At 63.6% G+C, this 26651-nt stretch carries 31 protein-coding genes and 2 pseudogenes; 12 read left to right on the top strand and 21 right to left on the bottom strand.

Features of this window, described 5'->3' with window-relative positions; genetic code table 11:
* Positions 1–144 precede the first annotated feature (144 nt).
* Positions 145–1767, bottom strand: a complete 1623-nt coding sequence (locus HYH07_RS32685) for a peptide chain release factor 3 (protein ID WP_220006322.1) — start codon at positions 1765–1767, stop codon at positions 145–147.
* Between the two features lie 273 nt (positions 1768–2040).
* On the opposite strand from HYH07_RS32685, the gene sugE reads away from it, so the two are divergent.
* Positions 2041–2355: a quaternary ammonium compound efflux SMR transporter SugE gene (sugE, locus tag HYH07_RS32680; RefSeq protein ID WP_220006321.1), complete on the top strand. Its 315-nt coding sequence runs from the start codon at positions 2041–2043 to the stop codon at positions 2353–2355.
* On the opposite strand, the gene HYH07_RS32675 is transcribed toward sugE, so the two are convergent.
* The 7 genes from HYH07_RS32675 to HYH07_RS32645 all read right to left on the bottom strand — a co-directional run bounded on the left by HYH07_RS32675 (position 2348) and on the right by HYH07_RS32645 (position 8825).
* On the bottom strand, positions 2348–3352 hold the full coding sequence (locus HYH07_RS32675; protein WP_220006320.1) for an inorganic phosphate transporter: 1005 nt from the start codon (positions 3350–3352) through the stop codon (positions 2348–2350). The genes sugE and HYH07_RS32675 overlap by 8 nt on opposite strands.
* 12 nt (positions 3353–3364) lie before the next feature.
* Positions 3365–4009: a DUF47 domain-containing protein gene (locus tag HYH07_RS32670; RefSeq protein WP_220006319.1), complete on the bottom strand. Its 645-nt coding sequence runs from the start codon at positions 4007–4009 to the stop codon at positions 3365–3367.
* Between the two features lie 156 nt (positions 4010–4165).
* The gene (locus HYH07_RS32665; protein ID WP_220006318.1) at positions 4166–5134 is read right to left on the bottom strand and encodes a branched-chain amino acid ABC transporter permease; all 969 of its coding nucleotides are present in this window, start codon (positions 5132–5134) and stop codon (positions 4166–4168) included.
* A 1-nt stretch (position 5135) separates the two neighbouring features.
* Positions 5136–5999, bottom strand: coding sequence for a branched-chain amino acid ABC transporter permease (locus HYH07_RS32660; protein WP_057758041.1), 864 nt, complete (start codon positions 5997–5999; stop codon positions 5136–5138).
* Positions 6000–6071: 72 nt separating this feature from the next.
* On the bottom strand, positions 6072–7295 hold the full coding sequence (locus HYH07_RS32655; protein WP_220006317.1) for an ABC transporter substrate-binding protein: 1224 nt from the start codon (positions 7293–7295) through the stop codon (positions 6072–6074).
* 35 nt (positions 7296–7330) lie between these two features.
* Positions 7331–8077, bottom strand: a complete 747-nt coding sequence (locus HYH07_RS32650) for an ABC transporter ATP-binding protein (RefSeq protein ID WP_220006316.1) — start codon at positions 8075–8077, stop codon at positions 7331–7333.
* Entirely contained in the window at positions 8070–8825 is a 756-nt protein-coding gene (locus HYH07_RS32645; RefSeq protein ID WP_220006315.1) for an ABC transporter ATP-binding protein, read from the bottom strand. Before HYH07_RS32645 ends, HYH07_RS32650 begins: the two co-directional genes overlap by 8 nt.
* A 341-nt stretch (positions 8826–9166) precedes the next feature.
* On the opposite strand from HYH07_RS32645, the pseudogene HYH07_RS32640 reads away from it, so the two are divergent.
* Positions 9167–9815: pseudogene (locus HYH07_RS32640) on the top strand (hypothetical protein).
* On the opposite strand, the gene HYH07_RS32635 reads toward HYH07_RS32640, so the two are convergent.
* Positions 9812–10177 carry an ArsC family reductase gene (locus HYH07_RS32635; protein WP_220006314.1) on the bottom strand — a complete coding sequence of 122 codons (366 nt, stop codon included), beginning with the start codon at positions 10175–10177 and terminating at the stop codon, positions 9812–9814. The pseudogene HYH07_RS32640 and the gene HYH07_RS32635 overlap by 4 nt on opposite strands.
* Before the next feature lie 107 nt (positions 10178–10284).
* Between HYH07_RS32635 and HYH07_RS32630 the strand changes: the two are divergent.
* The 3 genes and pseudogenes from HYH07_RS32630 to HYH07_RS32620 all read left to right on the top strand — a co-directional run.
* Positions 10285–10641, top strand: a pseudogene (locus tag HYH07_RS32630) (tRNA-binding protein); the annotation flags it as partial.
* Positions 10642–10842: 201 nt separating this feature from the next.
* The gene (locus tag HYH07_RS32625) at positions 10843–11475 is read left to right on the top strand and encodes a TetR/AcrR family transcriptional regulator (protein WP_220006313.1); all 633 of its coding nucleotides are present in this window, start codon (positions 10843–10845) and stop codon (positions 11473–11475) included.
* Positions 11476–11478: 3 nt separating this feature from the next.
* Positions 11479–12255, top strand: coding sequence for a sulfite exporter TauE/SafE family protein (locus HYH07_RS32620; protein WP_220006312.1), 777 nt, complete (start codon positions 11479–11481; stop codon positions 12253–12255).
* Positions 12256–12257: 2 nt separating this feature from the next.
* Here HYH07_RS32620 and HYH07_RS32615 read toward each other — a convergent pair whose 3' ends face one another.
* The 3 genes from HYH07_RS32615 to HYH07_RS32605 all read right to left on the bottom strand — a co-directional run bounded on the left by HYH07_RS32615 (position 12258) and on the right by HYH07_RS32605 (position 13990).
* Positions 12258–12962, bottom strand: a complete 705-nt coding sequence (locus HYH07_RS32615) for a glutathione S-transferase family protein (protein ID WP_220006311.1) — start codon at positions 12960–12962, stop codon at positions 12258–12260.
* 103 nt (positions 12963–13065) lie between these two features.
* Positions 13066–13209, bottom strand: coding sequence for a hypothetical protein (locus tag HYH07_RS32610; RefSeq protein WP_164934179.1), 144 nt, complete (start codon positions 13207–13209; stop codon positions 13066–13068).
* A gap of 115 nt (positions 13210–13324) precedes the next feature.
* A complete protein-coding gene (locus HYH07_RS32605; protein ID WP_220006310.1) occupies positions 13325–13990 on the bottom strand; it encodes a DUF429 domain-containing protein in 666 nt (221 codons plus the stop codon).
* A gap of 411 nt (positions 13991–14401) precedes the next feature.
* Here HYH07_RS32605 and HYH07_RS32600 point away from each other — a divergent pair, with 411 nt between their 5' ends.
* Positions 14402–14563, top strand: coding sequence for a hypothetical protein (locus HYH07_RS32600; protein ID WP_220006346.1), 162 nt, complete (start codon positions 14402–14404; stop codon positions 14561–14563).
* A 219-nt stretch (positions 14564–14782) separates the two neighbouring features.
* Here HYH07_RS32600 and HYH07_RS32595 read toward each other — a convergent pair whose 3' ends face one another.
* The 4 genes from HYH07_RS32595 to HYH07_RS32580 form a co-directional block, all read right to left on the bottom strand.
* Positions 14783–15475: a GNAT family N-acetyltransferase gene (locus tag HYH07_RS32595; RefSeq protein ID WP_220006309.1), complete on the bottom strand. Its 693-nt coding sequence runs from the start codon at positions 15473–15475 to the stop codon at positions 14783–14785.
* A gap of 4 nt (positions 15476–15479) precedes the next feature.
* Positions 15480–15827: a Lin0512 family protein gene (locus tag HYH07_RS32590; protein WP_220006308.1), complete on the bottom strand. Its 348-nt coding sequence runs from the start codon at positions 15825–15827 to the stop codon at positions 15480–15482.
* Between the two features lie 206 nt (positions 15828–16033).
* Positions 16034–17698 carry an acetolactate synthase large subunit gene (locus tag HYH07_RS32585; protein WP_220006307.1) on the bottom strand — a complete coding sequence of 555 codons (1665 nt, stop codon included), beginning with the start codon at positions 17696–17698 and terminating at the stop codon, positions 16034–16036.
* Between the two features lie 252 nt (positions 17699–17950).
* Positions 17951–18844 (bottom strand): LysR family transcriptional regulator, encoded by an 894-nt coding sequence (locus HYH07_RS32580; RefSeq protein WP_220006306.1) that lies wholly within the window; start codon positions 18842–18844, stop codon positions 17951–17953.
* 102 nt (positions 18845–18946) lie between these two features.
* Here HYH07_RS32580 and HYH07_RS32575 point away from each other — a divergent pair, with 102 nt between their 5' ends.
* The 3 genes from HYH07_RS32575 to HYH07_RS32565 all read left to right on the top strand — a co-directional run bounded on the left by HYH07_RS32575 (position 18947) and on the right by HYH07_RS32565 (position 20873).
* On the top strand, positions 18947–19687 hold the full coding sequence (locus tag HYH07_RS32575) for an SDR family oxidoreductase (protein WP_220006305.1): 741 nt from the start codon (positions 18947–18949) through the stop codon (positions 19685–19687).
* Positions 19688–19719: 32 nt separating this feature from the next.
* The gene (locus tag HYH07_RS32570; RefSeq protein WP_220006304.1) at positions 19720–19935 is read left to right on the top strand and encodes a 4-oxalocrotonate tautomerase family protein; all 216 of its coding nucleotides are present in this window, start codon (positions 19720–19722) and stop codon (positions 19933–19935) included.
* Positions 19936–20000: 65 nt separating this feature from the next.
* A complete protein-coding gene (locus HYH07_RS32565; RefSeq protein WP_220006303.1) occupies positions 20001–20873 on the top strand; it encodes a helix-turn-helix domain-containing GNAT family N-acetyltransferase in 873 nt (290 codons plus the stop codon).
* Positions 20874–20887: 14 nt separating this feature from the next.
* Here HYH07_RS32565 and HYH07_RS32560 read toward each other — a convergent pair whose 3' ends face one another.
* Positions 20888–21613 carry an SDR family oxidoreductase gene (locus HYH07_RS32560; protein ID WP_220006302.1) on the bottom strand — a complete coding sequence of 242 codons (726 nt, stop codon included), beginning with the start codon at positions 21611–21613 and terminating at the stop codon, positions 20888–20890.
* A gap of 106 nt (positions 21614–21719) precedes the next feature.
* Between HYH07_RS32560 and HYH07_RS32555 the strand changes: the two genes are divergently transcribed.
* A complete protein-coding gene (locus HYH07_RS32555) occupies positions 21720–22610 on the top strand; it encodes a LysR family transcriptional regulator (RefSeq protein ID WP_220006301.1) in 891 nt (296 codons plus the stop codon).
* 17 nt (positions 22611–22627) lie between these two features.
* Positions 22628–23014: an ester cyclase gene (locus HYH07_RS32550; RefSeq protein WP_220006300.1), complete on the top strand. Its 387-nt coding sequence runs from the start codon at positions 22628–22630 to the stop codon at positions 23012–23014.
* An 18-nt stretch (positions 23015–23032) separates the two neighbouring features.
* Here HYH07_RS32550 and HYH07_RS32545 read toward each other — a convergent pair whose 3' ends face one another.
* Together HYH07_RS32545 and HYH07_RS32540 are read right to left on the bottom strand one after the other, a co-directional pair.
* A complete protein-coding gene (locus tag HYH07_RS32545) occupies positions 23033–24259 on the bottom strand; it encodes an MFS transporter (protein WP_220006299.1) in 1227 nt (408 codons plus the stop codon).
* Positions 24260–24495: 236 nt separating this feature from the next.
* Positions 24496–25038 carry an alpha/beta hydrolase gene (locus tag HYH07_RS32540; protein ID WP_220006298.1) on the bottom strand — a complete coding sequence of 181 codons (543 nt, stop codon included), beginning with the start codon at positions 25036–25038 and terminating at the stop codon, positions 24496–24498.
* 136 nt (positions 25039–25174) lie between these two features.
* Between HYH07_RS32540 and HYH07_RS32535 the strand changes: the two genes are divergently transcribed.
* Positions 25175–25624, top strand: coding sequence for an Lrp/AsnC family transcriptional regulator (locus HYH07_RS32535; protein ID WP_228749902.1), 450 nt, complete (start codon positions 25175–25177; stop codon positions 25622–25624).
* 20 nt (positions 25625–25644) lie between these two features.
* On the opposite strand, the gene HYH07_RS32530 is transcribed toward HYH07_RS32535, so the two are convergent.
* Both HYH07_RS32530 and HYH07_RS32525 read right to left on the bottom strand, forming a co-directional pair.
* Positions 25645–26235 carry a DUF308 domain-containing protein gene (locus HYH07_RS32530; protein ID WP_220006296.1) on the bottom strand — a complete coding sequence of 197 codons (591 nt, stop codon included), beginning with the start codon at positions 26233–26235 and terminating at the stop codon, positions 25645–25647.
* An 89-nt stretch (positions 26236–26324) separates the two neighbouring features.
* Positions 26325–26651 (bottom strand): TetR family transcriptional regulator C-terminal domain-containing protein (locus tag HYH07_RS32525; RefSeq protein WP_409363930.1); only part of this gene is annotated, 327 nt, incomplete at its 5' end.

Here is a 26651-nt window from a genome sequence, read left to right as displayed (position 1 = left end):
ATGCTCGCGCTCAAACAACGGTGTCGTCGCCCGGCTCGACCGGGCGACCCAGTACTCCGAGACGGCAGTGTTTGAATCGATGGGCTGCGGCGCACTGGATGCCCCGCCTTCGCGGGGCATGACAGCGGGGTACGGAGCGGCATGCTACCCCTTCTTCTTGACGTCCTTGACGTTGGTGAACTCGATGCCCTCGGCGCGCTCCTTGGTATAACCGAGATAGAACTCGTTCCGGGCGAGGTACACGGGATCACCGTCGACGTCATCGGCGATGCTGGAGGTATTGGCGGCGATGAAGGCGTCGAGTTTCTTGCGATCCTCCGAGGAGACCCAGCGCGCGAGCTGGAACTCGCTGACCTCGAACTCGACCGGCAATGAATATTCCGCCTCCAACCGCGCCTTGAGCACGTCGAGCTGCAGCGCTCCGACCACCCCGACCAGCGCCGGAGCGCCGTCGCGCGGACGGAACACCTGCACGACGCCCTCTTCCGACATCTGCTGCAGCGCTTCCTTCAGCTTCTTCGCCTTCATCGCGTCGGTGAGACGGACGCGGCGAACGATTTCGGGTGCGAAGCTCGGCACGCCGACGAAATTGAAGTCCTCGCCTTCGGTCAGCGTATCCCCGATGCGCAGCGTGCCGTGATTGGGAATGCCGACGACGTCGCCGGCAAAGGCCTCGTCGGCCACCGAACGGTCCTGGGCAAAGAAGAATTGCGGGCTCGACAGCGGCATGCTCTTGCCGGTGCGTACCAGCTTGGCCTTCATCCCGCGGCTGAGCTTGCCGGAGCACAGGCGCGCGAACGCGATGCGGTCGCGGTGGTTCGGATCCATGTTCGCCTGGATCTTGAACACGAAGGCGCTCATGCGCGGATCGGTCGCCTCGACCTTGCGCTGGTCGCTATCCTGCGCGCGCGGCTCGGGAGCGAACTTGCCAAGGCCTTCGAGCAGGTCGCCGACGCCGAAATTGCGCAGCGCACTGCCGAAATAGACCGGTGTCAGATGGCCCTCGCGGAATGCCTCGAGCTCGAACGGCTTCGAAGCCTCGGTGACGAGCTCGAGCTCCTCCTTCACGGCAGACGCATCGAGATTGGCGTTGAGCTTGGCGAGCTCGGCAATCTCGATCTGCTGCGCAGCGCCAGTCTTGGCGCCGCCGCCTTCGAGCAGGCGGACACCGCCATTGATGACGTCATAGGTACCGAGGAAGTCGCGTCCCCGGCCGACCGGCCAGGTCATGGGCGTGGTGTCGAGCGCCAGCGTCTTCTCGATCTCGTCGAGCAGCTCGAACACGTCCCGGCTTTCCCGGTCCATCTTGTTGATGAAGGTGATGATCGGGATATCGCGAAGGCGACAGACCTCGAACAGTTTTCGCGTTCGCGCCTCGATGCCCTTGGCGGCGTCGATCACCATGACCGCGGAATCGACCGCGGTGAGCGTCCGGTAGGTGTCTTCCGAAAAGTCTTCGTGGCCCGGCGTGTCCAGCAGGTTGAAGACGAGGCCCTCGAACTCGAAGGTCATGACCGAGGTCACGACCGAAATGCCGCGCTCGCGCTCGATCTTCATCCAGTCCGAGCGGGTGTTGCGCCGCTCGCCCTTGGCCTTGACCTGGCCGGCGAGATTAATGGCGCCGCCAAACAGCAGCAGCTTTTCGGTCAGCGTGGTCTTGCCGGCGTCCGGATGCGAGATGATCGCAAAGGTACGCCGCCGCGACACTTCAGCGGCAAGCGGGGAACGGGCCGGCGATTCGGCTGCGGTGGCGGCAATGTCGGACATGGCGGGAGCGTTTGGCAGGGAAAATCGGCCGGATCAAGCCTCATTTGGTGATTGCATAGCCCTTCGGCCAGCCCCATATCGGCCGCGGCCATACCGGCCTTGGGGGAGGACGGCGTCCCTGCTTATCGGCATCAGCCTAAAGCGCGATGAGATTGGGATGAATCGTCATCGCGCTTTAGGTTATTGTTTGAGCATGATCTTTTCGGAAAACCGCTTCGCACTTTTCCGGATCATGCTTTAGCGGGGACGGCCCTGCCGTGAATGGAGGGCGTCATGGCCTGGAGCATCCTGTTCGTCGCCGGTCTTCTCGAGATCACCTGGGCGATCGGCCTGAAATACACCGAGGGCTTTACCAGATTGGTTCCCTCACTCATCACGATCGCGGCCATGGCCGGCAGCGTGATCCTGCTCGGCATCGCCCTGAAGTCCCTGCCCGTTGGAACTGCCTATGCGGTCTGGACTGGCATCGGCGCGGTCGGCACGGCGACGCTTGGCATCTTCCTGTTGGGGGAGCCGGCCACAGTGCTTCGCCTCGCCAGCATCGGGCTGATCGTGGCGGGCATCGCCGGGCTGAAGCTCGTTACTTGAAGAGCTGGACGGCCCACCAGCTCAGTGCCGCGACGATGGCCGAAGCTGGGATCGTAATGACCCAGGCATAGACGATCGAGCTCGCCACGTTCCAGCGCACCGCCGAGACGCGGCGCGCGGCACCGACGCCGACGATGGCGCCGGTGATGGTGTGGGTGGTCGAGACCGGCACGCCGAGGAACGTCGCCATGAACAGCGTCGCCGCGCCGCCAGTCTCGGCGCAAAAGCCCTGCATCGGCGTCAGCTTGGTGATGCGCAAGCCCATGGTGCGGACGATACGCCAGCCGCCCATCAGAGTGCCCAGAGCCATCGCGGCCTGGCAGGACAGCACCACCCAGAACGGCACCGAGAATTCGCTGCCGAGTTGCCCCTGCGAATACAGCAGCACGGCGATGATGCCCATCGTCTTCTGAGCGTCATTGCCGCCGTGGCCGAGTGAATAGAGCGAGGCCGAGGCGAATTGCAGGATGCGGAAGGCGCGGTCGACCGCGAACGGCGTCGAGCGTACCGAGAGCCATGACACGACCGCGACCAGCATCATTGCGAGCAGAAAGCCCACCAGCGGCGATAGCACGATCGCAAGCACGGCCTTGGACAGACCGCTCCACACCGCCGCCGAGATTCCCGCCTTGGCCATGCCGCCGCCGACAAGGCCGCCGATCAGCGCATGCGAGGACGAGGAGGGAATGCCGAGCCCCCAGGTCACGAGATTCCAGACGATGGCGCCGACCAGCGCCGCAAAGATCACCTGGGCGTCGACGATAGCGGGATCGATGATGCCGGTACCGATGGTTTGGGCGACGTGAAGGCCGAACACCATGAAGGCGACGAAATTGAAAAAAGCGGCCCAAAAAACCGCGAATTGCGGCCGCAGCACCCGGGTCGAGACGATGGTCGCGATCGAATTGGCGGCGTCGTGCAGGCCGTTCAGGAAGTCGAACAGCAGCGCGACGGCGATCAGTCCGACCAGGACCGGAAGACCCAACGCAACATCCACGGCCGCCCTGCCCTATACCTGCTCGATAACGATGCTGTTGATCTCATTGGCGACGTCATCGAAGCGATCGGCCACTTTCTCAAGGTGGTCGTAGATCTCGACGCCAACGATAAAATCCATCGCGTTGCCGTTGCGATGCTTGAGGAACAACTCCTTCAGGCCGATGTCGTGGAGATCGTCGACGCGGCCCTCGAGCTTGCCGAGTTCTTCCGTGATCGCGGTCAGCATGGCAACGTTCTTGCCGATCTCCTGCATCAGCGGCAGCGCCCGGCCGACCAGATTGGCGCATTCGATCAGCAGCCCCCCGATCTCGCGCATCGGCGGCTCGAAGGAACGAACCTCGAACAACATCACCGCCTTGGCGGTCTGCTGCATCTGGTCGATGGCATCGTCCAGTGAGGTAATGAGGTTCTTGATGTCGCCGCGGTCGAACGGGGTGATGAAGGTGCGTCGCACCGCCGTCAGCACCTCGCGGGTGATGTTGTCGGCATCGTTCTCGAACTGGTTGACGCGCTGGCAATAGACCGGCGTCTCCTCACCCCCGTTCAGCATCCCCTGGAGTGCGACCGCGCCCTGGATCACCGTCTGGGCATGGCGGTCGAACAGGTCGAAGAACCGTTCTTCCTTGGGAAGGAAAGCGCGAAACCAACGCAGCATGGGGATAGTCTACCTGATGGAAATGGCCCGGCCCGGGTGGGCCGTCATGAAACTGTCATAGACCATTTTCGATCCGCGCGCGTGCCACCTCACGGCCGCGGAGCCGGATCATCCACCGCTTTCGTGCGCCAATGAAATTGATGCAATATCAATAGCTTAGAGCGATCTTCGGAAGTAATGTGCGATTTCACCGATGACGCCGCGCCGGAAGGTGAGCACGCAGATCACAAAGATCGAGCCTTGGATCACCGTCACCCACTGGCCGAAGCCGGCCAGATATTGCTGCATGGCGATGATGACGAAGGCGCCGACCACGGGACCGAAAATGGTCCCGAGACCGCCGACCAGCGTCATCAGCACGACTTCGCCGGACATCGACCAGTGCACGTCGGTGAGCGAGGCGTTCTGCGCCACGAACACTTTCAGTGCACCGGCGAAACCCGCCAGCGTCCCCGACAGGACGAACGCCAGGAACTTGTACTGGTCGGTGCGATAACCGAGTGAGATCGCACGCGGCTCGTTCTCGCGGATCGACTTCAAGACCTCGCCGAAGGGCGAGTTGATGATGCGGTAGATCAGCAGGAAGCCGCCGAGGAAGCCGACCAGCACGACATAGTAGAGCACAGTCGGCTTGGACAAATCGAGCACGCCGAACATGTGCCCTTGCGGAATGCCCTGAATGCCGTCCTCGCCATGGGTGAACGGGGCCTGGAGATAGATGAAATACAGCAGTTGCGACAGCGCCAGTGTGATCATCGAGAAGTAGATGCCCTGGCGGCGGATCGAGATATAGCCCGTGACGAGCGAGAGCGCGAAGGCCGCGATAACGCCGACGAGGATGCCGAGTTCCGGCGGCAGTGCCCACACCTTCAGGGCGTGCGCGCTGCAATATCCGGCGGTGCCGAGGAACATCGCGTGTCCGAAGGACAGCAAGCCGCCGTAGCCGATCAACAGGTTGAAAGCGCAGGCGAGCAGCGCAAAGCACAGCGCCTGCATCACGAAGAACGGATACACGCCCGTGAACGGCACCGCAGCCAGCAGCAGCGCCATCACCGCGAACAAGACCATCTCGTCACGCATGGCGCGCGGCGTGACCGGCAGCCTATCGTCCGTCAAGGCCGTCATCTCAGGCTGCCCTTCCCGTCAATCCCGTTGGCTTCACCAGGAGCACAAGCACCATCAGCACGAACACCACGGTGTTGGAGGCCTCGGGGTAAAAATATTTGGTCAGGCCCTCGATCACACCGAGCGCAAAGCCGGTGATGATGGAGCCCATGATTGATCCCATGCCGCCGATCACCACCACCGCGAACACCACGATGATGAGGTCGGCGCCCATCAGCGGCCGCACCTGGTTGATCGGCGCCGAGAGCACGCCGGCGAGCGCGGCAAGGCCGACGCCGAGGCCGTAGGTGAGCGTGATCATGCGCGGCACGTTGATGCCGAAGGCGCGGACCAGTGTCGGATTTTCGGTTGCGGCGCGCAGGTAAGCGCCAAGCCGCGTCTTCTCGATCAGGAACCAGGTGGCCAGACACACCACCAGCGAGAAGATGACGACCCAGCCGCGATAAACGGGTAGGAACATGAAGCCGAGATTCATGCCGCCCTTGAGCTGGTCCGGAATGGCGTAAGGCAGGCCGGAGGAGCCGAAATAGTTCTGGAACACGCCCTGCACGATCAGCGCGATGCCGAAGGTCAGCAGCAGGCCGTAGAGGTGATCGAGCCCGGTCAACCACTGCAGCATGGTCCGTTCCAGGATCATGCCGAAGATGCCGACGATGACAGGCGCCAGCAGCAGCGCCCACCAGTAACTGATGCCGCCGATGTTCAGCAGGAAATAGGCGACGAAGGCGCCCATCATGTAGAGCGCGCCATGGGCGAAATTGATGATGTTGAGCATGCCGAAGATCACGGCAAGCCCGAGACTGAGCAGCGCGTAGAACGAGCCGTTGATCAGTCCCACCAGTAGCTGTGCGTAAAGAGCCTGCATCGATCTCGCACCCGGTCCCTTCGGCGTTCCCAAAGTAGCGCCCGCCGGCTCACGGCCGGCGGGCTGTTGGTCTTACTTCTTGAGCAGCGCGCACTTGCTTTCGGAGAGCGGCGTGAAGGCCTGATCGCCCGACACCGTGCCGACGAGCTTGTAGAAGTCCCACGGTCCCTTGGACTCGGAGGGCTTCTTCACCTCGAACAGATAGGCATTGTGGATGGTGCGGCCGTTGGGCTGGATCTCGCCCTTTCCGAACAGATCGTCCTCGGTCGGCATCGACTTCATCTTCTCGACGACCTTGACGCCGTCATGCGGATTGCCGCCGAGCGCTTCCAGCGCCTTGAGATAGTGGCGTACGCCGGCATAGACGCCTGCCTGCACCATGGTCGGCGGAGCGCTGTTCTTCATCTTTGCGGCAAAGCGCTTGGAGAAGGCGCGGGTCTTGTCGTCCATGTCCCAGTAGAACGTCTCGGTGAAGTTCAGGCCCTGCGCGGTCTCCAGACCGAGCGCCTTGACGTCGGTGAGGAACAGCAGCAGCGCTGCGAGCTTCTGGCCGCCCTTGCCGATCCCGAACTCGGCGGCCTGCTTGATCGTGTTGGTGGTATCACCGCCGGCATTGGCAAGACCGATGATCTTGGCCTTGGAGGCCTGCGCCTGGAGCAGGAACGAGGAGAAGTCCGGCGTGTTGAGCGGATGCTTGACCCCGCCGACCACCTTGCCGCCATTGGCGGTGACGACCGCGGTGGTGTCGCGCTCCAGCGCCGCACCGAAGGCGTAGTCCGCCGTCAGGAAGAACCAGGTGTCGCCGCCGGCCTTCACCAGCGCCTGGCCTGTGGTGTGGGCCAGCATGTAGGTGTCGTAGGTCCAGTGCACGGTGTTCGGCGAGCACTGCGCGTTGGTAAGGTCCGAGGTCGCCGCACCGGAATTGATGTAAACGCCGTTCTTTTCCTTGACGACGTTGTTGACGGCGAGCGCCACGCCGGAGTTCGGCACGTCGACGATGACGTCGACCTTGTCGACGTCGAACCACTGCCGCGCGATCGCGGTGCCGATGTCCGGCTTGTTCTGGTGATCGCCCGAGATCACGTCGATCTTCCAGCCCTTCGCGGCCAGGCCGGAATCTTCAACTGCCATCTGCGCGGCGAGCGTCGAGCCGGGGCCGCCGAGGTCGGCGTAGAGACCGGACTGATCGGACAGCGCGCCGATCTTGACGGCCTTGTCCTGTGCGGACGCGACGCCTGCTGCGGCGAAGGTGAGCGCGGTGGTCAGCAGCAATGACGCAATCGACCTGGTCTTCATGCAACTTTCCTTTTTGAATTTTCTCGTTGGCAGTTCTAGACACCGAGATAGGCGTGGAGCTTGTCCATGTTGGCGGCGAGCTCCGAATTGGAAAATCCGTCAATGATCTTGCCGTGCTCGACCACATAATAACGATCGGCGACGGTGGACGCGAAGCGGAAGTTCTGCTCGACCAGAAGGATCGTGAAGCCTTCCTTCTTGAGCCGCGCAATGGTGTGACCGATCTGCTGGATAATGACGGGCGCCAGGCCTTCGGTCGGCTCATCCAGCATCAGAAAGCTTGCGCCCGTGCGCAGGATGCGCGCGATCGCAAGCATCTGCTGCTCGCCGCCGGACAGCTTGGTGCCCTGGCTGCTCAGCCGCTCCTTCAGGTTCGGAAACAGGTCAAAGATCTGCTCGAGCGGCAATCCGCCTGCTCGAACCACCGGCGGCAGCAGCAGGTTCTCCTTCACATCGAGGCTGGAGAAAATTCCCCGCTCCTCCGGGCAAAACGCGATTCCCATGCGCGCGATCTTGTCGGAGGTCGCGCGGATGATCTCCTGATTGTTGAATTTGATCGAGCCGGTCCGCTTGCCGATGATACCCATGATCGACTTCAGCGTGGTGGTCTTGCCGGCGCCGTTGCGCCCGAGCAGCGTGACGACCTCGCCCGCATTCACGTCGAAATTGATCCCGTGCAGGATGTGGGACTCGCCGTACCAGGCCTCCAAGTTGCGGACCTGGAGGATATTGCCGCCGGTTGCACCCTTCATTGGGGCCTCAGCCATTGCAGTCTCAGGCATGACCGGCCCCCAGATAGGCTTCCTTGACGCGCTCGTCCTTGGTTAGCTCGGAATAATGCCCCTGCGCGAGCACCTGCCCGCGCGTCAGCACGGTGATGATGTCGGAGAGATTAGCGACGACGCTCAAATTATGCTCGACCATCAGGATGGTATATTTCGCCGAGATACGCTTGATCAGCGCCGCGATCTTGTCGATGTCCTCATGGCCCATGCCGGCCATCGGCTCGTCCAGAAGCATCATTTCCGGATCGAGCGCGAGCGTGGTTGCGATCTCGAGCGCGCGCTTGCGCCCATAGGCCATCTCGACCGCAGGCGTATTGGCGAACTCGCTGAGGCCGACATCGTGGAGCAGCTCGCGCGCCCGGTCATTGAAGCGGTTGAGCACGGACTTGGAGCGCCAGAAATCGAAGGAGGAGCCATGCTGGCGCTGAAGCGCGACACGAACATTCTCCAGCGCGGTGAGATGCGGAAACACCGCCGAGATCTGGAACGAACGCACCAGCCCCAGGCGTGCCACGTCAGCGGGCGCCATCGCCGTGATGTCCTGTCCCTTGTACAGGATTTTTCCGGCAGACGGTTTGAGGAACTTGGTCAGAAGATTGAAGCACGTCGTCTTGCCCGCACCGTTCGGGCCGATCAACGCGTGGATACTGCCACGGCGAACCTTGAGCGCAACGTCGCGGACGGCGAAGAAGCCCGCGAACTCCTTGGTCAAGCCTTCCGTTTCGAGAATGAACTCATCGGCCAAACAGATTTCCCCCTGCCCGCACAATGTGCGTGGCTATCCTTGTTGCTTCGGCTTTCCGCCAGGCCTTGGAGCCTGTCCCGGAACGCCGCCTCCGGGCGCGGAATATGCCGGAGGTGACGGGGGTTAGGCAAGGCGGAAAGCTGAGCAGGTCAGGCCTTTGGAGGGGAGCCTTATGCTCCCTTAGTTGGAGGCTTCGTGATGCCGCCCTGCCGGCTTCCCGGCTCGCAAGACACCGGTCATCAAGTCGTCGATAACGGTCTTTGCTTCCGCGCGCCAGCCTTCATCAAAAATTTTCCCGCGAGCGAGATCATGCGCCGGTTTCATTCGCCGGGACTATTGTTTTGGATTTCTCCAGCGCTGCTCCCTCCGTCGTCAATTCAATCAAGCAACGTGACCTGCTCAACACGTGGCTGCGACTGTATGCGCGCCATCAGACTGCACCTGCGATCTGGGAGTATCAGCCCGCGCGGCTCGAGGAAGAACTGTCCGATCTCCTACTACACGGCGGACCATTCGACGTCGACGCCGCGCCTGACCATCCAGAGCGAAGGCACACGGATCTCCCGCGCCTATGGCCATACCGGCAAGGGAGTTCTGCTCGACGACCATGTCGGGCCGCGTCTCGCGCCATTCGTGATGCCGGTCCATCACGAATGCGTCGCGCGCGGATTTCCGGTCTACAGCATCGCCGATGTCGACGACATCTACGGCCGCGTCGTGGCCTATGAGCGGCTGCTGCTGCCCTTCCTGACCGGCGACAAGGTCAGCCACGTCATCGCCTCGCTCAAGACCTTCTGCGAGGACGGCGGCTTCGAGATCAAGAATCTGATGCGCGGAAATGACGCGCCACCGCGGCCTAAACTGGGCACGGTAATGGATCGCGCCCTGTTTCACCGCGCCCCTGGCCGCATCGCGGCCGCCGACGTCGTGGAATTTGCCGATCGGCCCGGCGCGCCCGGGGTCACCGCCGAGATCATCGAGCTGAATTAGCTCTTGCGCGCCTTTGCGCCGACTTCCTTGTCGTAAATGTCAGGCTTGAACCCGACCAGGAGCTTGCCGCCGATTTCGAGCACCGGCCGCTTGATCATCGATGGTTGCGCTAGCATCAGCGCCAACGCCTTCTTTTCCGTCAGGTCCTCCTTATCGGCGTCCGGCAACTTCTTGAAGGTCGTGCCGGCGCGATTGAGCAGCGTCTCCCAGCCGAGCTTGTCGCTCCATTGCTTCAGCTTGTCCTTCTCGACGCCTGCGGCCTTGTAGTCGTGGAACTCGTAGGCGACGCCATGGCTGTCGAGCCAGGTTCGCGCTTTCTTCATGGTGTCACAGTTCTTGATACCGTAGATGATGTTAGGCAAGACGGTCCTCGCGCATGTGTCGTGACGTGCTGTGGCGTTGTACGCAACTCCTGATCGCGCGACAATCTTGCGGACGACGCTTTCGACCTCTTCCCAATGGATACACCATGCACGTCACGCACGATCCCACTGCTGCCGCCGCGCCGACCATCGACTTCAATACATTCCTCGCAGTCGATATCCGCGTCGGCACCATCGTCGACGCGAAACCGTTTCCTGAGGCGCGCAAGCCGGCCTGGCGGCTGTGGATCGACTTCGGCGCGGCCATCGGCGTGCGCAAGAGCTCGGCTCAGATCACCGAAAACCATCCGCTCGAAACGCTGGTCGGGCAGCAGGTCGCTGCCGTCGTCAATTTCCCGCCGCGCCAGATCGGACCTGTCGTCTCGGAGGTGCTGACGCTCGGCTTCCCCGATGCCGACGGCAAGGTCGTGCTGATGCAGCCGAGCAAGCCGGTGCCGAACGGCTGTTCTAGCCGGAGACGCCTTCGCAAGCCGCCTATCGCTTCATCCTCCTCATCTACGGCCCAGCGGCCGGGCTTGACCCAAATCCTCTTCGCCAATATAAGTGACTGACTGATCGTTTTTTATCTTGATTGATTGGATTTTGCTTAGCTCCTGGCACGTTCTTAAAACGATCGATCTGTCAGTTATTTATGGACCGGACGGATGCCCAAGATCAGCGACAAGAAGCGCGAGGACCGGCGACAGCAGATCCTCGAAGCGGCCCTTTCCTGCTTCTCCGAAGACGGATTTCACCAGACCGGCATGGCCGACATCGTGAAGCGGTCGGGACTGAGCCATGGCGCGGTCTATCTCTACTTCCAGAGCAAGGACGATCTGATCGAGGCGCTCGCCGACGACCGGCATCGCCGCGAGGCCGTCCTCAACTCGGTCGCGCAAGGGTCTGGCGATCCGATCGAGGGACTGCACGCGTTGGTGCGCGTCTATGCGCAATGGCTCACCGATCCCGCAGGCGAAGCACGGCGCCGTGTCGGCATCCACGGTTGGGCCGAGGCGCTGCGCAACCGCCGCGTTCGCGCCAGCGTCGTCGAAGGCATCGACCTGCCGCGCGCGCTGATCATAGCCCTGGTTGAGCGCAGCCAGCACGACGGCCTGATCAGGCGCGATATCGGCGCGGATGCGATCGCGCGCGTGCTGATCGCAATCTTCCAGGGTTTCGTCCTGCAAAAATGCTGGGACGAGGATTTTGACATCGCAGCCTGCATGGCGGCCGTCGCCACGGTGATCGACGGCTTTCGCACGGCCAAGCCCGACATCAAGCGGCGGACGAGGGCGTGAACGATGTCCTGGATTCACGAGCTGCTCGCCGGCGGCGGTGTCGGCCTTGTCGCGGGACTGGCTTCGGGCTTCAGCGGCACGAGTCCCGGCGGGGGCCTCGTCATCTTCAGCGTGTTGCTGCTCGGCGCCGAGCAGCACGTCGCGCAGGGCACCTCGCTCCTCACCCAGATTCCGCCGACGGGCCTCGCCGGCGTGCGCCGCTACTGGCAGAACGGTAACCGCAGCCCCCTGCCATGGGTCATCTGGATCGGCATCGGATTTCTGATCGGCGCTGTGGGCGGCGGCCATGCCGCTGCCGCCGTCTCCGATGCGGCGTTGCAATGGACTTATGTCGGCTATCTCGTCGCGCTGATCGCGCTTCTGATCCTGCGTCGCGACCGCAAGGACGCTGGCGCCGGTGATCGCGACCGTTTGCCCTGGCCTGCCCTGCTCCTCATCGGCGGACTTGCGGGCTTTTCCTCCGGCTTCATGGGCATCGGCGGCGGTCTCGCGATCACGGTCGGCCTCGCCGCGGGCTTGCGCGTGCCCCAGCATCAGGCGCAACTCGTCAGCCTGATCTTCTCGGTCATCCCGACCAATATCCCGGCAGCCTGGATCTACTGGAGCAAGGGTCTGATGGTCGGCTGGCCCGCCATCATCGGCATCGTTGCCGGCCTCTGGGTCGGCACCGATCTCGGCGCCCGTGCGGCCAACGGCGTCAGCAAGACGGTGCTGCGCCGGAGCATGGTCGCCCTCGTCGCCCTGATGGCCCTCTACATGACCTACAAGGCGCTGAGCTAGCTTCAAGGGCGCTTCGGAATGTTCAAGCCACGCTGCACGGCCGGACGTGCCAGCCCGCGCTCGAGCCAGGCACCGACCGACTTGAACTGGCTGAATTCAACCAGGTCGCCGGCGCCATAGAAACCGATGAGGTTACGCACCCACCCGAGCATCGAAATGTCGGCGATGGTGTAATCGTCATCCATGAACCATTGCCGGCCGGAAAGATGCGCCTCCATCACGCCGAGCAGGCGCTTGGACTCGCTGACGTATCGCTCCAGCGGCCGCTTGTCCTCGAAATCCTTGCCGGCGAATTTGTGGAAGAAGCCGACCTGGCCGAACATCGGCCCGATCCCGCCCATCTGGAAATGCACCCATTGGATGGCCTCGTAGCGCCGGGCGGCATCCTGCGGCAGCAGCTTGCCGGTCTTCTCCGCGAGATATTGCAGGATCGCACCAGACTCGAACAGCGGCAGCGGCTTGCCGCCGGGACCGTTGGGATCGAGGATCGCAGGGATCTTGCCGTTCGGATTGAGGGAAAGGAATTCCGGAGCCTTCTGATCGTCCTTGCCGAAGTCGACGAGATGGACCTCGTACGGCAATCCGATCTCCTCCAGCATGATCGAAACCTTCACGCCGTTGGGCGTCGGCAGCGAATAGAGCTGAAGCAATTCGGGATGCTTGGCAGGCCAACGCTTGGTGATCGGAAAGGCGGATAAATCAGACATCGTGGCCCCGGCCGCTTGCGTGAGATTCTGATTAATCTAGGCGGGCCGGGACATGGCGCAAGGCCGGATCGTCGTTACACCGATCTCTGTCGAGGAATCCCGATCACAATGGCCGCAGCAAATGGCTGGTGGCGTAGACCGCGTCGCGCTGGGCGCGCTGCTCGATGAAGAGCTGCCCCGTGACGAGCAATGCTCCGACGAAAACGAGCGCGAGCATGGCGGTCGCGAACTGACTGGCATCATTCATCGCACGAGCTTCTCCCAATTCGGTTCGCACGGGGAACGCGGACCGGCCGTCGCCAGTTCCTGTGTGGTTCAAATAATTTGCCTATTTTTCCCGGATGCATGAGCCGCCAGCCGCTTCAGTAGTTGATCTCCATCCGCAGACCACGCGGATCGATCTCATCGCCGCCCAGGCGCTCCGTGCTGTCGCGCGCCGCGACCGCGCAAGCGCAGGCATCGATGAGATCGTCGCGGCCCATGCCGGTGCCATGGCGTTGCGTCAGCCATTTCGGCAGGCGGGCGAAGCCGCGCTGCACCAGCAGAGCAATGCGCTGCTCGCGGCCTTCCGCCGACGTCTTCGTCGCAAGCCGGACTCCCCCGGCGAGATTCCGGAAGATCAATTCCGGATGCGCCTCGCCGATCGACGCCTGCCGTGCCGGCGTCATGATCTCGTCGACGTCCCTGATCTTGTCCCTGATATTCCAGAGCTGCGCAGAGACGCCCCTGCCCTTGCCTTCGCGCTCCCAGTAATGCCTGTTCGCCGCCGCCATGTCGGGAAATGTCCAGAGATCGCGGCGGGCCCCTAGAAACACGGCGGGGCCGATCAGTTCGCGCGCATGCAAATCGCATGTCCGATAGCCGCTCGGCATCAGCCCAATCGGCATGTCGATCATCGCGCGCGCATGCGGCATCGCGAGCAGACGCGCCAGGCCAGGTGCATAATCAAATCCATGCTGGCCGTGGTCATCGATCCACGCAGCAACCCAGCCGAACCGAAATCCATCGAGACCGAGATAGTTTGGCACGTCACGCGTCCACGTCTTGCAAACTCTCACATTCGCATCGCTTGACATCCGCAAGTTGCGGGCGTATGTCCCGCGCCCTCGCGAACACTTCCGTTCGTGAAAGCATGAACCCAGTGATGAAGCACAGCTACGAAAGATTGGCGCGACTGTCGAATGGCCTCCGGCCAATCGATTGCACATGCCCGGCTCATGGAAGCGATCTTGCCTGACCGCAAGATCGACAGTCCGCTTCTCACGGACCCTCCCGAGCCTGCCGCTCCGGAGGGTTTTTTGTTGCCCACCGCGCGGCCCGTTCGAACATCCCGGCCTTGGCCGGAACGAGAGACCCGGATCTCGGGGCTCGCGCAATCGATGCGCGTGCCCAAGCGCGCGGGGCCTGCCGGAGGGAACGAGGCGATGAGCCGGACACCGATGGCAGAGCGAACCCCGAGGGTTCGCAATTGGCGGCGCGTCACGATGGTGAACGTGGCCTCGTATCAGCACGGTGTCGGCTATGGCGCCTGGACCCGCGTCAACGGCTTCTCCGAGGCCGTGGTCGCGTGGATCGCAGCGTCAGAAACGGCATTGAACTGATGCCCGAAGACAACGGCCCCGGACGCAAGACATCGCGCCGGGGCCATCGAAATAACTGAAACGATCCGTCCGCCCCGGCTATGGTGATGGGCTGCATCCGCATTGGTTACCTTTCTTTCCCACTCTCACGCTGCTCAAACAGCCGCTGCGCCAGCAGTGCATGGCCGAGCGTGGATATAGCGCGCATTCGCCGGAAATGATGGCCATCACTGCGGATGTCTATTCCAGCTTCATCAGCGCCGTCACGTGCAGGCGGCGACGGAGGCGCATCCCCTGCCGCTGATAGAGCGCGATGGCGGATGTATTGTTAGAGAACACGTGCAGGAACGGAATCTCGCCGCGCGCCTCGATCCGGCGCGCGACGGCTGCGAGCAGCGCCTGCGCGTAGCCGCGCCCGCGATAATCGGGGTGGACGCAGACCGCGGTCATCTCGACGAACTTGCCCGGCTTCATCCGCTCGCCCGTCATCGCGACCAGCTCGCCGCCGGCGCGAATACCGAGAAAGGTGCCGAGCTCGTGCGTGCGCGCGGCGAACGGCCCTGGCTTGGTCAGCGCCGTCAGCGCCATCATCGCGGGAACGTCGGCTTTGCCCAGCGTGACGATTTCGGCGTCCCGGAGCGCACTGTCGGCGGGCGAGCCGATCATCTGGTCACCGCTCTCGGCCAGCACCACCTTGAAGCCGGCGGGCACGTCGACCGCATCAGGCGTGAACAGCGCGACAACCTGCGAAGGCGACATGAGATCGCCAAGCGCTGCAAAGCTCTCCGCGGACATGTCGACCATGTCGGCGAACGGGGTCATGTCCACGGGATAGCGCCGCGCCCGTGGACCGCCTTCGGCCAGATGTTGATGGCTCGTCGTCAGCGCGCTCCAGATCGGACGATCCAATAACGCCTCGTCGCTGAAGGACACCGGCTTACTCCTTGTCGAAGCTGACGATGACGGCGGCGTTGGCGATGAGGATGGGATCGTTGGCCACTTCGGTGGCCGAGGGAATCTCCAGCCCGCCCTTGACCGCGGTCACGGTGACGGTGCCGTAAGGCAGCTCCTTGGCGACCGCCTCCTTGTCGACGGCTTCGGGGTTGGGCACACCGATGGTGACATCGACAAACATGTCGTTCGCGGTCTTGCCGATCATCCGGAAGAAGCCGAGGCTCGAATGCCTGATGGCATCCGACACCGCCCGCTTCGCCGCCTTGGTGGCGTCGCGGCCGTGAACGTCGACGCCCATGCCCATCTCGGTCACACAACGAACGCGAGTCATTTCATATTCCTGTGGCTGGTTGGATGCTCAGTGTCGGCGATCGGGGATCGCGGCACAAGTGCAGTTATCATACTCAGGCGCGGACTTCGCCACATGCTCCGTCATTGCGAGCGCAGCGAAGCAATCCAGAATCTTTCCGCGGAGACAGACTGGATTGCTTCGCTGCGCTCGCAATGACGATCTGGAGATAGCTTCGCCTTATCAATTCACGCCTTCGCCTTCTCATGCGCGCGCAGCTCATCGACCAGCACGCGCACGTTCTCCGAATAATCGATCGGGATCGAGACGAGGTGCACGCCCCCCTCCTTGAAGGCGGCATCAAGCGTCGGGCCAAAGCTGTCGATGCTTGCGATACGATGCCCCTTGGCGCCATACGCCTTGGCGTAGAGTGCGAAGTCGGGATTGCCGAAGGTCATGCCGTAATCAGCAAAGTGATCGACCGCCTGCTTCCAGCGGATCATGCCGTAGGCGTTGTCCTCCAGCACCAGCACGACCAGATTGAGCTTGAGGCGGACGGCCGTCTCCATCTCCTGGCTGTTCATCATGAAGCCGCCGTCGCCGGCCACTGCCAGCACGCGGCGGTCGGGATAAAGCATCGCGGCCATCATCGCCGACGGCAGGCCCGCGCCCATCGTCGCCAGCGCATTGTCGAGCAGCAGCGTGTTGGCGACGCGGGTGCGATAGTTGCGCGCGAACCAGATCTTGTACATGCCGTTGTCGAGCGCGACGATCCCGTTCTCCGGCATGACCTGACGGATGTCGTGCACGATCCGCTGCGGCGTGGGCGGCCAGCGCGTCTCGGTGGCGCGGTCGGCGATGTGGTTGAGGATCCCTTCGCGCAGCGGCAACAGCGCGGCAGCCTGCGGCAGCTTGCCTTCGAGCCGGTCGGCCAGAAGCTCCAGGCTCGGACCGACGTCGCCGACCACTTCGGCATCAGGGAAATAGACCAGTTCGACGCTGGCCGAGGTATAGCTGACGTGAATGACCTTCGGCCCCGACGGACCCATGATGAAGGGCGGCTTCTCGATCGGGTCGTGGCCGATCGCGATGATCAGGTCGGCGGCATCGATGGCATCGTGGACGTAGTCGCGCTCCGAGAGGGCCGCGGTGCCCATGTAGAGATTAGTGCCGCCGGGCACGGTGCCCTTGCCCATCTGGGTGGTGAAGAACGGAATGCCGGTCCTCCGCACGAAGCTCGCGATGCCGTGCGTCGAACGCGGCCGGCTGGTCGCGGCGCCCATCATCACCAGCGGACGCTTTGCGGCCAAGATCATCTCGGCGGCGCGATCGAGCGCGGCGCGATGCGCGACGGGGATCTCGATCGGATGGACCGGGATCACCGCAACAGTCTCGACCTCGTCACCGGCGATGTCCTCGGGCAATTCGAGATGCACCGGTCCCGGGCGCTCCTCCATCGCCACACGGAAGGCATCGCGCACCACGGTGGGGACGCTGGAGGCGCTGACGATCTGCCGCGACAATTTTGTCAGCGGCTTCATGGTCGCGACCACGTCCACGATCTGGAAGCGCGCCTGCCGGCTGCTCATGATCGGTTTCTGCCCGGTGATGAGGATCATCGGCATCGCGCCGAGATTGGCATAGGCCGCACCGGTGGAGAGATTCAGCGCGCCGGGGCCCAGTGTGGAGAGGCAGACGCCAGGCTTGCCGGTCAACCGGCCATGGGTCGCGGCCATGAACGCGGCGGCCTGTTCGTGCCGGGTCAGGACCAGTTCGATCTTCGAGGTCCGCAGCGATTCGACGAGGTCGAGATTCTCCTCGCCGGGCACGCCGAAGATGCGGTCGACGCCTTCGTTCTCCAGCGCCGCGACGAACAGGTCCGATCCCCTGACTTTGCGTTCCTGCCCACTCATCTCGCCTCCCGCCTGCTGCTGGCTCCCGCGTTCCAGGAGCGGCCGCATGGTAGCGGCTGGCGGCGCAAGCACAACTCACAAGGAAGCGTGGTCCGTTTTGGGTCGTGCGCTCCCGCACACTCCACTGTCATGCCCCGGCTTGACCGGGCATCCCGTACGCCCCGGCGTCTCGATTCTAACCTCGCTGTCTCTGGAATACCGGATCGCCCGATCAAGTGTTTAGACTGAATGTCTCAATCCGGCTGAATGAGTTCAGAGCTTCGCCTCGGCAAAAATGCCCGAAATCCAGTCGAGGAAGACGCGCAGGCGCAGCGCTAGTTGGCGGTTTTGCGGATAAAGCGCGGAGAGCGGCGTCGGCGATGGCGGGTGATCGGCGAGCACCTCGACCAGCGTGCCGCTGGCGAGGTCCTCCGCGAAGCGATAGCGCGGGGCCTGCGCGAGGCCGAAGCCGAGCCGGGCGAGGTCGGCCATGGTGTCGGAATTGTTCACCCGGACCCGGCTCGGCAGCACGATGTGGCGCAGCGCGCCCGTAACGGAAAATTCCAGCGGCAGCACATCGCCCGTCCGTGACGAGACGAACCCGACCATCTGATGGCCGTCGAGCGCATCCGGCGTCGCGGGCATGCCGTGCTTCGCAATATAGGACGGACTGGCCACCGTGATTTCCGCGAGAGTCCCGAGGCGGCGCTGAATCATGCCGCTCTCATCGGGCTCGCCCGATCTGATCACGCAATCGACGCCTTCGCGCACGAGATCGACCAGCCGGTCGCCCTGCCCGATCTGCAATTGGAGCTGGGGATGCCGCGCCAGGAATGCTGGCAGATGCGGCAGGATGAAGGTGCGGGTCAGCAAGGGATGCGCGTCGATGCGGAGCAGACCGCGCGGCTCTGAATCGCGCATCGCCGCTTCCGCTTCCTCGACCTCGGCGAGGATGGCGACACAGCGGCGGTAATAGTCTTCACCGTCGAGCGTTGGCGTGACATGCCGCGTCGTGCGCTCGAGCAGACGCGCGCCGAGACGCGCCTCGAGGCCGCGCAAGACCTCGCTTGCGGTGGAGCGGGGAATACCGAGGTCCGCGGCGGCGGCCGTAAAGCTCTGCCGCTCGACGAGGCGGACGAAGAGGCGCATGGCGTCAAAACGGTCCATGGCGATTGTTCACCACAGCCGACAGGTGATGGCAAGTTCGGGATGATTATCCGACGAGAGCGATCAGCTATCTCGTGGGCCGCAAGCATTATGGAGGTCCACATGACCACTCAACAGCAGCGCGCCGCCATCGTCACAGGTGGCTCCCGCGGCATCGGCGCGGCCATCGCCCGCCGGCTGGCGCAAGACGGCATCGCGGTGGCAATCAACTACGCCACCGGCAAAACGGCTGCCGACGCGCTCGTCGAAGAAATCCAGGCCGCCGGCGGACGCGCCCTGGCGGTGCAGGCCGATCTTGCCGGCCCAACGACCGCGGTACAGCTGTTCGATGCGGCCGAGAATGCCTTCGGCAAGATCGACATCCTCGTCAACAATGCCGGGGTGATGGAGCTCGCCCCGCTCGCCGAAATGAGCGATCAGGCGTTCGCCAGACAGATCTCGATCAACCTCGAAAGTGTGTTCCGATCATTGCGCGAAGCGGCGCGGCGGCTCCGCGACGGCGGCCGCATCGTCAACTTCTCCTCCAGTGTCGTCGGACTGTATCAGCCGACCTACAGCGTCTATGCCGCGACCAAGGCAGCGGTCGAAGCCATGACACACATCCTGGCCAAGGAGCTCGGCAGCCGGCGCATCACCGTCAATGCGGTCGCGCCCGGACCGGTCGAGACCCGGCTGTTCCTCGACGGCAAGAGCGAGCAACAGGTGCGCGCCATTGCAGCGATGAACCCGTTCGGCCGGCTCGGCCAGCCCGACGAGATCGCCGGCATCGTCGCCTTCCTCGCCAGCCACGATAGCGGCTGGATCAACGGCCAGATCATCCGCGCCAATGGCGGCGTGATCTGACGCGACACGGATTTTTCACACGGAGAGACCTCATGCCTTTCGCCAACATCAAGATCCCGCAAGCCGCGCTGTCGCGGAGCCAGAAGACCGAGATCGTGCACCGCCTCACCGCACTGTTCGCCGAGTATTTCGGTGAAGTGGCGCGGCCGCACACGATGGTCCTGATCGAGGAAGTCCCCGACGGTGGCTATGGCCGCGCCGACGAGGTGTTCATCGTTCCCGACGCCTATCGCGCCAGCGACGCATGACAGGCAGTCACTTCGTCAAGCGAACCCAGGTTGACCGCGATACGATATCTGACTAAAGTCAGATAATGCTCGATCCGGTTTCCCGCGTCCGCCGCTTCAACCGCGCCGTGACCTCCGCCGTTGGCGCGCTCGATACGTCCTTCCTCGGGCGCGGGCGGCCGCTCGGAGCGGCGCGTGTGCTCAACGCGATCGGACATGGGCGCTCCGAAATCGGCGAGATCCGCGATTATCTCGGCCTCGATTCCGGGCTGATGAGCCGGCTGTTGCGCAGCCTGGAAGACGAAGGCCTGATCGAGACGCACGCGCATGAGGATGATGCGCGGCGCCGCGTTGCGAGCCTGACGCGCGCGGGCAAGCGCGAGTTCGCAGCCTATGAAGACTTGTCGAACAGTCAGGCCGAAGGGTTTCTGGCCCGCAACTCGCAGCGCGAGGCACTGCTGGCGGCGATGGATCTGATCGCCTCCGCGCTGACACGCGACCGCATCGCGCTCACCGAAATGGACCCGCGCAGCGACGAGGCGCGCTATTGCCTGGCCGAGTATTACGCCGAGCTCGGCCGCCGCTTCAAACAGGGTTTTGACGTTTCGCTCTCGCGCGATCCTGACGCCAAGGACATGCGCCGGCCGCGCGGCAGCTTCATCGTCGCGCTGTCGGACACGCTGCCGATCGGCTGCGTCGGCCTGAAGGGCACCGATCACGGCTACGCCGAGATCAAGCGGCTCTGGGTCGCCCCTTCCGCGCGCGGCCTGGGGCTAGGCAAACGCCTGATGGATGCAACTGAAGATGCCGCGCGCACGCTCGGCATCGGTCTGTTGCGGCTCGACACCAACAGCGCACTGCCGGAGGCCGGCCGACTCTACCGCACCACCGGCTGGCGCGAGATCCCGCGCTTCAATGACGATCCCTATCCGGATCTGTTCTTCGAAAAAACGCTTTGAAGCCGAACATATGCTCATGTGGTCCGCATGGGGCGTATCACGATCTCATTGACATCGACATCATCGGGCTGCGCGATGGCGTAGCGCACCGCGCGCGCAATGGCGTCGGGCTGAAGCGCGATCGCGCGGTAGCTCTTCATCGCTTCAGCCGCGACCGGATCGGTGATCGAGTCGGCAAGTTCGCTCTCGACCACGCCTGGATGAATGCAAGTGACCCGGATGTTATCGTGCTCCTGCCGCAAGCCGTCCGAGATCGCCCGCACCGCATATTTGGTCGCGCAATACACCGCCGCCGTCGGAGACACCCTCAACGCCCCGATCGAGGCGATGTTGATGACATGGCCTGCGCCGCGCGCCACCATCTCCGGCAGCACGGCTGCGATGCCGTAGAGCACGCCCTTGATGTTGACGTCGACCATCCGGTCCCACTCATCCACCTTGAGCGAGGCCATCAACGACAAGGGCATCACGCCGGCATTGTTGACGATGACGTCGACACGGCCCCAGACGCCACGCGCAGCGTCGGCGAAAGTGGCTACGCTGGCGCGATCGGTCACGTCGAGCGGATGCGCCAGCGCCGTGCCTCCTGCGGCCTTCAACTCGGCCGCGAGATCCTTCAGCCGATCCACGCGCCGTGCCCCCAGCAGGACCTTTGCGCCGGCCGCAGCAAGTTCGCGCGCGATCCCGGCGCCGATGCCGCTGGAGGCACCGGTGATGAGAACGATTTTATCCATTGGCATGAACGGGTCCTTCCTCGCATTCGCTGTGATGACGCAGACCATGGACCCGGCTCGTTGTCGTGATAAGACGACGATCCCTAATCAACTTGGTAAGCCAGACTAACCAATGGAACCGGATCTCAATGCCCTCGCCGTCTTTGCACTGGTGGCCGAAGAACGGAGTTTTCGTGCCGCCGCCGACCGGCTCGGCGTGACCCGCTCAGCCGTGAGCCAGACCATCCAGCGGCTGGAGGAAGGTCTCGGCATTGCGCTGGTCCAGCGCACGACGCGCAGCGTCAGCCTGACCGAGGCCGGCGAACGGCTGAATGCCGAGGTCGTGCCCGCCATTGCGGATATGCGCGCCGCGCTCGATGGAGCGCTGGCATTGCGCGGGCAGCCGCGTGGATTGCTGCGCCTTGCCGTCTCTTCAATCGCCGAGCATTTTCTCTCGGGCCCGTTGCTTGCGTCCTTCGCCGAAGCGAATCCGGAGGTGCAACTCGACATCACCGTAACCGATGCGGAATTCGACATCGTCGCCGCAGGCTTTGATGCCGGCGTCCGCCTCGGCGAGGTCATCGAGCAGGACATGATCGCAGTGCCGATCGCCGGAGACGAGCGCCAGCTCGCGGTCTGCGCGCCGTCGTTTCGCGACCGCTTCGGCGTTCCCTCGCATCCATCCGAGCTCGCGTCGTTTCGCTGCATCGGCTGGAGGCCAGCGCCGAAGCTCAGCCCCTATCGCTGGGAGTTCGCCGATGGCGCCAAGGAGTTCAGCGTCGCGGTCACCCCTGACATCACGACCAACGACATGGCGCTGATGATCAAGCTGGCGATCGCCGGTGCCGGCATCACCTTCGGCATGGAGGCGAGCTTTCGCCCTGCGATCGAGCGCGGCGAGCTGGTGCCGATCCTCGAAGACTATTGCCCCGTGTTCGCCGGCTTCTATCTCTACTACCCGAGCCGCCGCAACGTTGCGCCGAAACTGCGAGCGCTGGTCGAGCATTTGCGGCGGCGCGGATGAGGCGGAAGGAACATGCCATGGCACGGGAGGAACTTGCCGATATCTATCGCGACTACATCGCCTGCTTGAATCGGCAGAATTGGGCCGCACTCGGCCAGTTCGTGCATCATGACGTCGCTCACAATGCGCGGCCGCTGGGGCTATCAGGCTATCGCGCGATGCTTGAGCAGGATTTTCGCGACATTCCGGATCTGCATTTCGACATCGCGCTGCTGATCTCCGAGCCGCCGCGCATCGCCGCAAGGCTGAGATTCGACTGCAGACCGGCCGGGACATTTCTCGGGCTTGCCGTCAACAGCAAGCGGGTGTCCTTCTGCGAGAACGTGTTCTACGAATTCAACGGTGGCAAGATCCGGCAGGTTTGGTCGGTCATCGACAAGGCGGCGATTGAGGCGCAGCTCTGAGGCTGCGCCTCAATCTCGTCACGCCGCGACCGGTGCCGGCTCAGGCTCGGCTTGCGGCTTCGGGAACGGGCGGAACGTCATCGCCATCAGGAACGCACCGAGGCCCATCGCCCAGGAACCGATATAGAGCCAGGCGTAGCTGGAGAACGCGTCGTAGATCATGCCGCCGGCGAGCGGGCCGGTCGCCATGCCGAGGCTGCCGGCCATCGCGGTGCCGCCGATCACGGTGCCCATCATGCGCAGCGGAAAGTTTTCGCGGACGATCACCGCATAGAGCGGCATGGTGCCGGCATAGATGAAGCCGAACACCATCGCGACCGCGTAGAAGGTCGTGAGCTGATGGGCGAAGACATAGGCGAGCGCGCCGAAGGCTTGCGCGAGCAGGCCCGAGACCAGCACGCGCTTGGCACCCAAACGATCGCCCATCAGGCCGAAGGCGATGCGGCCACCGAGGCCGGCGAGACCCTCGACGCTGTAGATCGTCACGGCCGAGATCAGCGGAATGCCGCAGCTCACGGCATAGCTGACGGTGTGGATGATCGGGCCGGAATGGGTGGCGCAGCAGAAGAAATTGGTGGCGAGCAGGATCAGGAATTGCGGCGAGCGCAGCGCTTCGCTCCTGGTCATCTCGGCCTGCGCCCCGCCCCCGCCTGCTGCCGCCATCGGCGGATTTGCAAGCGCGGGCGGACGGCGCACCAGCAGCGCGGCCGGGATCATGATGGCGCCCACCACCAGCGACACGATCTGCATCGCGGTGCGCCAGTCATGATGGGACACCAGCCAGGCCGCGAGCGGCGCCATCGTCATCGGCGCCACGCCCATGCCGGCCGACACCAGCGACACCGCAAGGCCGCGATGGGTGTCGAACCAGCCGGTGACGGTCGCCATCATCGGTGCGAAGATCGCGGCACAGGAGGCGCCGACCAAGAGGCCGAACACGAACTGGAACGCGATCAGCGAGGTGGCGTGGCTCGCGGCGAACAGGCTCAACGCCAGGACCGTCGATCCGGTCAGCACCACCGGCAGCGGCCCGAATTTGTCGGTCAGCGTGCCCCAGATCATGCTGCTGAATGCCATCGCCAGGAAGCCGATGGTCATCGCGCTGGAGATGCCGGTCACCGACCAGCCGGTGTCCTTGGCGATCGGCTGCAGGAACACCGGCAACGAAAACATGCCGCCGATGGCGACGCATCCGAGCACGCCGCCGGCGGCGACGATCACCCAGCGATAGTTGGAAGCGGACATTTTTGTCTCCCGTCAGGTCTGTCTGGGTGGAAGACGATTGGGAACGGCGAAAGCAGACAGGGCGAGCCTAATTTATTTCCCGGGTTCTCGCGAGCTGTGACCGCGTACAGTTCCGCAACAAGCACTTTTGGCCCGCCCTGCCCGCACGGAATAGGGGCTGGCGGCAGATGTCAGGAAGGTCCCCGACGCCGAAAACAACCCCATGCACAGTAGACGGCCGCAGCGGGATCAGTGACTTACGAACCAGTCATCTGCGCGCAAAATTCCTCGAGGATCCGACGCCCTTCCGGCCAGTCACCGAGGTTACTCGCGCCATTGATGTGGCCGCTGGCACCGATGTTGACGAGCTCGCTGCCCCATTGCGCGGCCCTCGCCTGCACGTAGGACAGCGACGCGTAGGGATCGTTGGTGCTGGCCACGATCGTCGAGGGAAAGCGGAAGCGGTGTTCCGGCACGGAGGCGAAGGCTGCGGCTTCGGCGGGAAACGCTAGAGATCGCGGATCGGGCACTGCCACCAGAAGCGCGCCCTTCACCGCTGTGGTCGTTTGCTTCTGCCAATGCGCGACGAGCAGGCAGGCAAGACTGTGGGCTACGAGCACCGGCGGCGTTGTCGCCGCGCCGACGGCCCGGTCCAGAGCCGCGATCCAGTCGGCCAGATCGGGCTGGTCCCAGCTCGCCGGACTGAAGCGGCGGATGCCGGGATCGGCGAGCTCCCACCGGCTTTGCCAATGTGCTTCGCCTGAATTGCCGATCCCGGGCAAATGGATGAATTCCGTCACGCCTCACCTCTCGTATTCGCTTCGCTGTCGCGCAGCATGGCGATTTACAAGCGCAAACGGAATTGGCATTCATCGGAAAGCGAGGCGCAATTCCGATAGATTAGAGGTCATGACGCGAAGCCGGGACTTTCAGCCGATGCTCGATCCGACAGACATCGCGATCATCGAAACGCTCCAGGACGATGGCCGCATCAGCGTCTCGGAATTGGGACGCCAGGTCGGCCTGTCGCAGCCGGCCACCTCGGAGCGGCTTAAGCGGCTTGAGGAGCGCGGGATCATCAGGGCGTATCGCGCGGTTGTCGATCCCGCCGTGGTCGGCCTCAACATGATGGCGATCATCCGCCTGCGGACGACGCACGAGCACATCAAGGCCTGCCTGAAGCAATTCGCCGAGATGCCCGAGATCATCGAAGTGCTCAGGCTGACGGGCGAGGATTGCTTTCACCTCAAGGTGATCGTGCCTTCGCCCGCGGAGCTCGAGGGCATCGTCGATGCGATCGCCCGATACGGTTCTGTCACCACCGCCATCGTGCTGCGGAGCGAACCGCCGAAGCGGATCGGGCGCGAGCTGATCCAGAGAGGCTAGCGCTCGACACTTCGATCGCATCACCCCTGCTGCATCCGCCTGACGCGGCGGCGCCAATCGCCGACGGTGAGCCAAGCCGCCGAGACCAGGAAGTAGAGCGCGCCGACTGCGGCATACCCGGCGACGTCAGCGATCGACGGAGCTGCCGGCATCGTTGCCTGAAAGATGAAGAAGCCGCCCGCCAGGGCTGACTGACCACCGCTGAGCAGCATGGCCCACTGCGCACCAAAACGTCTCCAACGATGGAGCGCGGTTCCCAGCTGGAGCAATCCGGACAGAATCGCCCAGGCCCCGAAGACGCCGAGTACCCCGTTCATGCTCATCTGCAATGCGACGAGGACCGCGACAGTGGTCGCGAGGCTGACCAGAACGTTCAGCGCCTGCGTGCGATTTTGAGCGAGCCCGCCACTGCGCAATACATCGACGAAGTTGGCCGCGGCGTCCCATGCCGGATAGAGCACGAACAAGGTGCCGGAGATCAGTGACGACGATGGCACCACGGCAAGCGCAGCAACCACCCAGGCGACAGAGAATGCCGCCCGGATGAAATAGTATTGTTTGAGCCATTGCTGGTGATCGTCGCGAACCAGATCCGTTTGATGATGAGTCACTGACCTCTCCTTTACCTACTAGTTGGTAGTCTCGCGCACGACAAAGAGCGCTCACCCGTCATGCGTGCCGGGCGCCTCGCCGATCTCTCTCAGCGCTTTGTGGACAGCCGCTCCAGCAGCGGCGTGGTGATCACACCGAACATTTTGGGATCGCCATAGGCGCGCGCCGACAGCATCGCGCCGTGAATGGTCGCCATGAATCCTTCAGCCTCGATCTTCGCTGTGCTGGCGAGATGCAACTGCCCCTTCCGCTTGCCGCGCTCCATCACCGAGGCCAGCCACGACGCCAGCGCACGGAAATGCGCGCGGACCTCCAGCGCAACCTCCTCCGGCAGGATCGGGAGCTCGCTGGCCAACAGCGCACAGACGCAGAAGGGTGCCGTCGCATCGCTGATGCACGCCGCCCAGTACTCGAC

This window comes from Bradyrhizobium sp. BR 10261 (assembly GCF_019455395.1).
In the GTDB taxonomy this organism is placed as follows: Bacteria; Pseudomonadota; Alphaproteobacteria; order Rhizobiales; family Xanthobacteraceae; genus Bradyrhizobium; species Bradyrhizobium manausense.
The sequence above is the reverse complement of the archived record's forward strand: the minus strand, read 5'-3'. Positions and strand labels throughout refer to the sequence as shown.

Excerpts from the sequence above, each read along its gene's own strand:
- HYH07_RS32655 (WP_220006317.1), bottom strand. The coding sequence starts at position 7,295 with ATGAAGACCAGGTCGATTGCGTCATTGCTGCTGACCACCGCGCTCACC.
- HYH07_RS32535 (WP_228749902.1), top strand. The coding sequence starts at position 25,175 with ATGCTCGATCCGACAGACATCGCGATCATCGAAACGCTCCAGGACGAT.
- HYH07_RS32570 (WP_220006304.1), top strand. The coding sequence starts at position 19,720 with ATGCCTTTCGCCAACATCAAGATCCCGCAAGCCGCGCTGTCGCGGAGC.
- HYH07_RS32565 (WP_220006303.1), top strand. The coding sequence starts at position 20,001 with ATGCTCGATCCGGTTTCCCGCGTCCGCCGCTTCAACCGCGCCGTGACC.
- HYH07_RS32625 (WP_220006313.1), top strand. The coding sequence starts at position 10,843 with ATGCCCAAGATCAGCGACAAGAAGCGCGAGGACCGGCGACAGCAGATC.
- HYH07_RS32660 (WP_057758041.1), bottom strand. The coding sequence starts at position 5,999 with ATGCAGGCTCTTTACGCACAGCTACTGGTGGGACTGATCAACGGCTCG.
- sugE (WP_220006321.1), top strand. The coding sequence starts at position 2,041 with ATGGCCTGGAGCATCCTGTTCGTCGCCGGTCTTCTCGAGATCACCTGG.
- HYH07_RS32610 (WP_164934179.1), bottom strand. The coding sequence starts at position 13,209 with ATGAATGATGCCAGTCAGTTCGCGACCGCCATGCTCGCGCTCGTTTTC.
- HYH07_RS32620 (WP_220006312.1), top strand. The coding sequence starts at position 11,479 with ATGTCCTGGATTCACGAGCTGCTCGCCGGCGGCGGTGTCGGCCTTGTC.
- HYH07_RS32585 (WP_220006307.1), bottom strand. The coding sequence starts at position 17,698 with ATGAGTGGGCAGGAACGCAAAGTCAGGGGATCGGACCTGTTCGTCGCG.
- HYH07_RS32600 (WP_220006346.1), top strand. The coding sequence starts at position 14,402 with ATGGCAGAGCGAACCCCGAGGGTTCGCAATTGGCGGCGCGTCACGATG.
- HYH07_RS32650 (WP_220006316.1), bottom strand. The coding sequence starts at position 8,077 with ATGCCTGAGACTGCAATGGCTGAGGCCCCAATGAAGGGTGCAACCGGC.
- HYH07_RS32550 (WP_220006300.1), top strand. The coding sequence starts at position 22,628 with ATGGCACGGGAGGAACTTGCCGATATCTATCGCGACTACATCGCCTGC.
- HYH07_RS32580 (WP_220006306.1), bottom strand. The coding sequence starts at position 18,844 with ATGGACCGTTTTGACGCCATGCGCCTCTTCGTCCGCCTCGTCGAGCGG.
- HYH07_RS32670 (WP_220006319.1), bottom strand. The coding sequence starts at position 4,009 with ATGCTGCGTTGGTTTCGCGCTTTCCTTCCCAAGGAAGAACGGTTCTTC.
- HYH07_RS32560 (WP_220006302.1), bottom strand. The coding sequence starts at position 21,613 with ATGCCAATGGATAAAATCGTTCTCATCACCGGTGCCTCCAGCGGCATC.
- HYH07_RS32615 (WP_220006311.1), bottom strand. The coding sequence starts at position 12,962 with ATGTCTGATTTATCCGCCTTTCCGATCACCAAGCGTTGGCCTGCCAAG.
- HYH07_RS32555 (WP_220006301.1), top strand. The coding sequence starts at position 21,720 with ATGGAACCGGATCTCAATGCCCTCGCCGTCTTTGCACTGGTGGCCGAA.
- HYH07_RS32590 (WP_220006308.1), bottom strand. The coding sequence starts at position 15,827 with ATGACTCGCGTTCGTTGTGTGACCGAGATGGGCATGGGCGTCGACGTT.
- HYH07_RS32575 (WP_220006305.1), top strand. The coding sequence starts at position 18,947 with ATGACCACTCAACAGCAGCGCGCCGCCATCGTCACAGGTGGCTCCCGC.
- HYH07_RS32665 (WP_220006318.1), bottom strand. The coding sequence starts at position 5,134 with ATGACGGCCTTGACGGACGATAGGCTGCCGGTCACGCCGCGCGCCATG.
- HYH07_RS32545 (WP_220006299.1), bottom strand. The coding sequence starts at position 24,259 with ATGTCCGCTTCCAACTATCGCTGGGTGATCGTCGCCGCCGGCGGCGTG.
- HYH07_RS32685 (WP_220006322.1), bottom strand. The coding sequence starts at position 1,767 with ATGTCCGACATTGCCGCCACCGCAGCCGAATCGCCGGCCCGTTCCCCG.